Genomic DNA, 5,434 nt, shown 5'->3' on the forward strand with positions numbered 1-5,434 from the left:
TCCTGGTGCGCCTGTTCAAGCTGGCCGAAGGCCGCTGGCTGCGCTACCTGGCACCGCGCAAGCACTGATAGGGAAAATATTGAGGCCAAGGTGGCGGGGCGCGAAGTGCTGCGTCACGGGCGCTTGCTCAACGACTGAGTGTTTTTGTGAGAATCGACCGCATGTACAAGCTTGAAGTCCAAGACCTGCATAAACGCTATGGCCGGCACGAAGTGCTCAAGGGCGTATCCCTGAAAGCGGCGGCTGGCGATGTGATCAGCATCATCGGCTCCAGTGGCTCGGGCAAAAGTACCTTCCTGCGCTGCATCAATCTGCTGGAGCAGCCGTACGCGGGCAGGATCCTGCTCAACAGCGAAGAGCTGAAACTGGTGGCGAACAAGGACGGCGCGCTGAAGGCGGCTGATCCGAAACAGTTGCAACGCATGCGTTCGTGCTTGTCGATGGTGTTCCAGCACTTCAATCTGTGGTCGCACATGACTGCAGTGGAAAACATCATGGAAGCGCCGGTCCACGTGCTCGGCATGTCCAAGGCCGAAGCCCGCGAGAAGGCCGAACTCTATCTGAACAAGGTGGGCGTGGCGCATCGCAAGGATGCCTACCCGGGCCACATGTCCGGCGGCGAACAGCAGCGTGTGGCGATTGCCCGTGCGCTTGCGATGGAACCTGAGGTGATGCTGTTCGACGAACCGACCTCGGCACTCGACCCAGAGTTGGTTGGCGACGTGCTGAAAGTCATGCAGGCCCTAGCCCAGGAAGGCCGGACCATGGTCGTGGTGACTCACGAAATGGGCTTCGCCCGTGAAGTGTCGAACCAGTTGGTTTTCCTGCACAAAGGTGTGGTCGAAGAAAGCGGTAACCCGCGTGAGGTGCTGGTGAACCCGCAATCGGAACGTCTGCAACAGTTCCTTTCTGGCAGTTTGAAATAATCAATACAGCCTTGTGCTTTCATGCATTGCTGTTCTGCTTTTCTTATAGGGGCGTCATCTGAAAGACGGCAGTTTGGCTCATGACTTAGGTCCGCCGCGGTGGAGGAGCCCCTTCGAAAAGCCCAAAGGCTCGCTGCAGAAAACTGTTGAAGCGAGCGGCATCACGTCGCAGTCCTGTCTGTTGACCACCAATCAGGCACAGGTGGGCCACCTGACCAATGATTTCTGCTTCGCCTGGCAAGTGGACCAATTGGCGGCACGTCCGAACCGCGAAGGCCAGTCGTGTGGCGTCGACACGCTGCTGGAACTCGGCTACCAACGGGTCGTGCCGCGACCAGGCCCGGATGGAAACTTCCCGCCCAGGTTGTTTCTCAGATGCAATATTCAAATAGCGTTTCAAGGTTTCGCCGGCGCTACGACCCTCCACGGCATAGGCAAGCATGCGCCCCGTGTAATCTTCTTCCCACGCGCCCAGCAGAGTGCGGACAAAGTCTTCGCGATTGCGGAAGTGGTGATAGAACGATCCGCGGGTCACATTCAATCGGCGCGCCAGACTCTCGGCCGAAACCCCGGTGTGCCCTACCTGATCGAGGGCTTCAAAGCCAGTCGCTACCCAATGGTTACGAGTCAGTTTTCTCATGAGTTATTTCGCTCATATTCAATGGCGCCATACAGACTGTGTATGGTGCGAAACCGATTGATACGCTGCGAACGCCAGCAAAAGACCGGCGTTGTGTTTTGCACGCCAGCACTTCTCATGGAGCTCGCCTTGAAGAAAATTGTTCTGGTCGCTTTCGACCAATTCACCGATATCGACCTATTCCTGATGTGGGACATTTTAGGCCGCAACACGGAGGACTGGCATGTCCGAATAGTGGGCGCCAGCTCTATCGTGCGATCGGCGCATGGCCTGCCTGTTTCGGTGCACGGTCCGCTTTGCGAGGCCAATAGCGCCGACGCGGTACTGTTCGTCAGCGGCAAGGAGGGGATACCCGCCGCGCTTGCCAATCCGGATTTCCTGCCGTCGTTTGAACTAGATCCCAGACGCCAGCGAGTCGGTTCCATCTGCGCCGGAGCCTTCATTCTCGAACGCCTTGGGCTGCTGCCCGGCGGTCGAGCAACTACACATCCGGATGCACGACCGAGCTTGCAGGCTCTGGGACTTGAGCCAGTGGACCAGCCGCTGGTATGCCAGGGGAACGTTGCAACCGCTGGCGGATGCCTTGCGGCGCTCTATCTGGTGGGGTGGCTGGTTGAGTCCTGGTTCGATATCGGCAAGCGCCGCGTGACGCTGCTCCCAGTTCTGCCAGCTGGGCAGCAAGAGCTCTATGACGCCTTGATCGGGCTTAGTATCCGACAAGGAGAAGTCGGTGCCTCAACAACGCTGTCTCCATCGCTTTAGCAGCACCGGCAGAGCTTGAGTTCTTTGGGCGCGGGCAAATCCCGACGCCCTATGAACGGAAATGAGCGAATAGAGGCATCGTACCTCACCCCATGCTCACGACCAGAGACGGGCTGTTTCCCATCCTGCACCGTCTTTAGAAACCGTATAACGCCAACGCTTGTGATTACGATCAGTGGCGCCCTGCCAAAACTCTACGACCGTCGGTGCAACTGCATAAACCCGCCACCCTGGGTCCACATGAGCGGGATTGTCCTTGAGAAAAGCTTGAGCATAAGCAAGTCGTTGTACGTAGTCTTTATCATTGGCCAGAACTTCACTTTGCCTCGACGCTATCGCACTGATGCGCGAGCTAACAGGGCGGCTAAGAAAATCCTCAGCGCATTCTTGCGCTGACAGTGCTATCGCCTGTCCACGTAAGCGAATTTGGCGCCCGAGCGCGGGCCAGTAGAATGTGAGCGCGACCTTCTGCTGGCCTTCGATATGCCGAGCCTTGGGGCTTCTACTATTGACGGCAAAATGCCATCCACGAGCATCGACGTTCTTCAAGATAAGCACACGGGCATCGGGCCAGCCGTTTTCATCCACGGTCGAAAGCGTCATGGCATGGGGTTCGCGGATACCTGCAGCCAGAGCTCCCTCAAGCCAAAGTGCGAAAGCTGCATGTGGGGTAGCGGGCATTGCCGACAAGTCCAGGTCGGGCAATGGAGCCGTGAGGGACGGAATCTGCCTCAACTTTTCTTTTATCAACAAAATGGCCGGTTGAATAAGGGTCATGGACGATTGGCCTCCAGAGCCATGCCTGTGATTAGAAAGGCCCGAGCGCCGATCCTTGGGGGGGTAGCTGGACAAACCAGTCCTGCGGACGATATTGAAGACCTGGGTTTCTGCGCGGTCGAAACTTTAGGCGCGCACTCGGCCTATCTCTTTCTTGCGATGAATTGAACCACGCACGCTGGCCCGGTATGGAACTTTCCTTCGATTACATCCCGTTCGATCTCGCGGGACATCAGCACATCAAAATGCGGGAATTCCTGCTCTATCTCTGAGCCAGCCATGAGCATGTCCAGATCATCCGGCCCCCCCGTGTCCCGGGTGAGTTGGTCTTTTCGATAGGCCTCAAGCAGGATGATTCCCCCCGGACTTAGTGACTGAGCTACCAAGCCATGCAACCTTCGACGCACGTAGCCAGGCATGTGCGCGAAGATCGAGACGACCGCTCCGAAAGCACCCTCCGGCGGCCTGTACGTTGCCATATCGGCAATTTCGGTGCGGATTGTTACGCCTTTCAGTGCCGCGAGTTTGTGCGCTTTAGTGAGGCCAACGGCGGAACTGTCCACGCCAAGGACATCCAGACCCAGCGAAGCAAGGTAAACAGCGTTTCGTCCTTCACCTTCGGCGACGCTGAGCACAGGCCCGGAAAGCAGGCCGGCGTGCTCCGCCAGGAAGGCGTTCGGCGTCATTCCATATACATATTCGTCAACGGCATAGCGTGCGTCCCACATGCTGTTCGACTCCTTGGTTATTTTCTATGTTAAATGGCAATTCCGAGGCCCGACGGATCAAGCACAAAAGAGATGTTTGAACAGTTGCTCCTGTGACAGCCCTGCGCGGGTATCCTGGACGGTTGCTCGGACGGCCTCTTCACCAAACACCGCGCCCTGAAGGTAGGTGAAGTGGGGGGGCGAACAATCCGAGAGTGTTAAGTACCTGGCGCAGGTAAGACGTTAGAAAATCCGGCATTGCGACTTACTTGGGTATTTCGCGAGGTATTACCTGCCGCCCGGAGTAGGTGTTATCGCGGGTGTCTTGACCTGATTAGCCACACGCTGCTCTAGCCTGAAGGTAACAAGTCAGTTCCCTTCGTGGCGGTAGCAACAAGAATCACTGACGCCTCATAAAATTATAAATTTCGATGTTGCAGGTCACCTTGGATCAAGTTGTAAAAGGATGTCATACAAACGATCCAACGCGGGGTCAATATCGAGCGTTTCGATAGAGCCGAATCCAAATAACAAGCCTTTTCTGGGTGCTTCCTGATAAAAATAACCCTCAATTGAGTAAAGGCCTACCTCTACCTTTCTGGATAACTTAATCAGCAGCTTGAGATCGATAGGACTCTTGAACAAGGCTGCTATGTGGAAGCCAGCTGTGGTGTGGATCGGCTCCAGCCAGGGAGACAAATCACCATTGAGACGGCTACGAATGCACTCCCTGCGCCCGGCGTAAATAGCACGGCATCGCCGAATATGTTTCTGCAGCTCCCCGTCAGCCATAAACTTGGCCAAAGCCCATTGTGGCAGCAATGAAGTATGGTAATCAGTGAGCTGTTTGGCCTTTATCACAGCCTCTAAAAGCACGGGTGGAACAACGACATAACCCAAGCGCAATTCTGGCAGCATAGTCTTAGAGAACGTTCCCACGAACGCGACTATCCCGTACTCATCCATGCTTTGTAGTGAGTCCGTTGGTAGCCCCTCATATCTGAACTCGCTGTCGTAATCGTCTTCGATAATAATAGCGCCAAGCTCTCTAGCCCGATTCAGCAGGGCCCGTCGCCGCTCAAGACTCATCGGCATGCCTAACGGAAACTGATGAGCTGGGGTGACGTAGATGAGGCGTGTTTGGTCCGGAATGAGGTCAACACGAATACCATCCTTGTCTACTGGCACGCCTACCACGGTTGCCCCTTGAGACGCGAACAATAATCTGGCCGGCGGGTAACCCGGATCTTCCACTGCCACTATGCTGCCTTTCGTCAACACTATGCGGGATATCAAATCCAGCGCTTGCTGCGCTCCATGACAAACTACCACATCACTATCTTGGCAAACGACTCCCCGGCAGAAGGCTACATGTTGAGCGATAGCTCCGCGTAAGGCGGGAATGCCCGCGATGTTACTGTAGAAACCCAACGATCGTTGCATCTGACGCAGCCCATACTGCACACAGCGACGCCATTCGTTTTGAGGAAACTGGCTCTTGTTAGTCGCTCCCCCTACAAATTCACAGCGCAGTGTGCCTTCCAAAGACGTATCGGGAAGAGGGGAGTGGAGTGACTTCCAAGAATTTAAGGTCTCGGCACATGCCAGCTCAGAAGTTTTCT

General features: G+C 55.7%; 6 protein-coding genes. 2 read left to right on the plus strand and 4 right to left on the minus strand.

The window, feature by feature from the left end; all coding sequences use genetic code 11:
• The first annotated feature begins 161 nt into the window (after positions 1–161).
• The gene (locus BLX41_RS32460) at positions 162–926 is read left to right on the plus strand and encodes an ABC transporter ATP-binding protein (protein ID WP_123728163.1); all 765 of its coding nucleotides are present in this window, start codon (positions 162–164) and stop codon (positions 924–926) included.
• A gap of 85 nt (positions 927–1,011) precedes the next feature.
• Here BLX41_RS32460 and BLX41_RS32465 read toward each other — a convergent pair whose 3' ends face one another.
• A complete protein-coding gene (locus BLX41_RS32465) occupies positions 1,012–1,566 on the minus strand; it encodes a TetR/AcrR family transcriptional regulator (protein WP_123728164.1) in 555 nt (184 codons plus the stop codon).
• A gap of 129 nt (positions 1,567–1,695) precedes the next feature.
• On the opposite strand from BLX41_RS32465, the gene BLX41_RS32470 reads away from it, so the two are divergent.
• Positions 1,696–2,328, plus strand: coding sequence for a DJ-1/PfpI family protein (locus BLX41_RS32470; RefSeq protein WP_123728291.1), 633 nt, complete (start codon positions 1,696–1,698; stop codon positions 2,326–2,328).
• A 96-nt stretch (positions 2,329–2,424) separates the two neighbouring features.
• On the opposite strand, the gene BLX41_RS32475 is transcribed toward BLX41_RS32470, so the two are convergent.
• The 3 genes from BLX41_RS32475 to pdxR all read right to left on the minus strand — a co-directional run.
• On the minus strand, positions 2,425–3,105 hold the full coding sequence (locus tag BLX41_RS32475) for a pyridoxine/pyridoxamine 5'-phosphate oxidase (RefSeq protein WP_123728165.1): 681 nt from the start codon (positions 3,103–3,105) through the stop codon (positions 2,425–2,427).
• Positions 3,106–3,248: 143 nt separating this feature from the next.
• Complete coding sequence (locus BLX41_RS32480; RefSeq protein WP_123728166.1) at positions 3,249–3,833, minus strand: SAM-dependent methyltransferase; 585 nt, start codon at positions 3,831–3,833, stop codon at positions 3,249–3,251.
• Positions 3,834–4,253: 420 nt separating this feature from the next.
• A partial coding sequence (gene pdxR, locus BLX41_RS32490; protein WP_404942821.1) for a MocR-like pyridoxine biosynthesis transcription factor PdxR occupies positions 4,254–5,434 on the minus strand: 1,181 nt, incomplete at its 5' end.

The sequence above is a fragment of the Pseudomonas protegens genome, from assembly GCF_003732485.1.
Classification (GTDB): Bacteria; Pseudomonadota; Gammaproteobacteria; order Pseudomonadales; family Pseudomonadaceae; genus Aquipseudomonas; species Aquipseudomonas protegens_B.

Coding starts and splice junctions, on each gene's coding strand:
- BLX41_RS32460 (WP_123728163.1), top strand. CDS start 162: ATGTACAAGCTTGAAGTCCAAGACCTGCATAAACGCTATGGCCGGCAC.
- BLX41_RS32465 (WP_123728164.1), bottom strand. CDS start 1,566: ATGAGAAAACTGACTCGTAACCATTGGGTAGCGACTGGCTTTGAAGCC.
- BLX41_RS32475 (WP_123728165.1), bottom strand. CDS start 3,105: ATGACCCTTATTCAACCGGCCATTTTGTTGATAAAAGAAAAGTTGAGG.
- BLX41_RS32480 (WP_123728166.1), bottom strand. CDS start 3,833: ATGTGGGACGCACGCTATGCCGTTGACGAATATGTATATGGAATGACG.